The sequence below is a fragment of the Asanoa sp. NPDC050611 genome, assembly GCF_040654855.1.
Taxonomy (GTDB): domain Bacteria; phylum Actinomycetota; class Actinomycetes; order Mycobacteriales; family Micromonosporaceae; genus Asanoa.
The window spans coordinates 1-1,201 of record NZ_JBFAIU010000702.1; the positions used below are offsets into that span (position 1 = coordinate 1).

Consider the following 1,201-nt stretch of genomic DNA (forward strand, 5'->3'; position numbering starts at 1 on the left):
GGCGCGACGGCGGGGAGTTGCTAGCTGACGTCGTGGTGACTGACGGCGACTTCCCGTGGCTGAACGCGCCGAGGCCGGGCGACCACGGGCCGGCCGGCGGGGTGATGCCCAGGCCCTGGGTGATGCGCAACGCGTTGGTGGGCTCGACGCGGGCGCGCATGTCCGCGTAGGCCGTCAGCGTCAGCGGCGCGACGAGGATCGCCAGCGCCCCGCCCACGACCGCGCTCAGCAGGGTCGAGATGATCGAGCCGACGATGATCGCGGTGTCGCCCGACAGCGCGCTGCTCGCCACCGCCTGGATGATGCCACCGATCAGCGCACCGACGATGCCGCCGCCGATGGTCAGGCCGAGGACGGTCGCGATGCGCCCGGCCGCCACGCCGAAGTCGCGATGGAACAGCGTGAAGCAGCGGCCGATCGCGTTCGTGCGTTCGGCCGCCACCACCATCGGGAGCACGGCGAGCACGCCCCACACGTAGAAGACGGGCAGGATGCACAGGCAGAGCCCGACGAAGTAGATCGGCAGCGCGAGCAGCTGCCACCCGAGCAGCGGCAGGAACCGCCGGAGGGCCAGCCGCAGCGCCTCGCCGAGCCGCACCGGCGCGCCGATCGCGATGCTCGCGGCGACGTAGACCACGGCGAGCGTCACCATCGCCGTGACGATGACCCCGAGCAGCGTGCCACCCGCGGTGAAGCCCATCAGGCCGAGGAACGGCCCCCAGTCGAACTGGCCGAGATCGCCGTCGCTGGTCGTGAGCGAGTTGTTGAGGTCGTCCTGGATGAGCGCCAGGTAGACCGCGACGGGCGTCTGCACCAGCAGCGCCAGGACGAGACCGATCAGCTGCAACAACGCGAGCGGCTGCCAGCCGCGGCGGACGATGGCGGTGCCGCGCTGCCACCACCCGGCGTAGTTCGGGCTGACGAGCGGGTCGGCCTGGTGCTGGAACGGCGGCTCGTAGCCGCCGGAGGGATAGTTCGGGTACATGCTCGCCTCGGGCCACACATCGAACGCTGTCGCCACGGTTGGCCACAGACGGGAGGCTCACCATAAGGCCGGCACGGCTCTCCTGGTGACCCGCCCGTTGTTTGTGGACAAAGGCGCTAGATGTACCCGGTCATGAGGTTGGTTGCAGGCGGCTGATCGGGGGTTGGCCGCCGAGTGCGCTGTGGCGTCGTTGAGTGTTGTAGTGCTCGAGCCAGG

Annotated in this window: 1 protein-coding gene and 1 pseudogene; both read right to left on the reverse strand. The window is 70.4% G+C overall.

Features of this window, described 5'->3' with window-relative positions; translation table 11 throughout:
* Window positions 1-1,021 (reverse strand): annotated as a pseudogene (locus tag AB0H87_RS41945) (hypothetical protein); the annotation flags it as partial.
* Window positions 1,022-1,115: 94 nt separating this feature from the next.
* Window positions 1,116-1,201 (reverse strand): integrase core domain-containing protein (locus tag AB0H87_RS41950; RefSeq protein WP_360155155.1); only part of this gene is annotated, 86 nt, incomplete at its 5' end.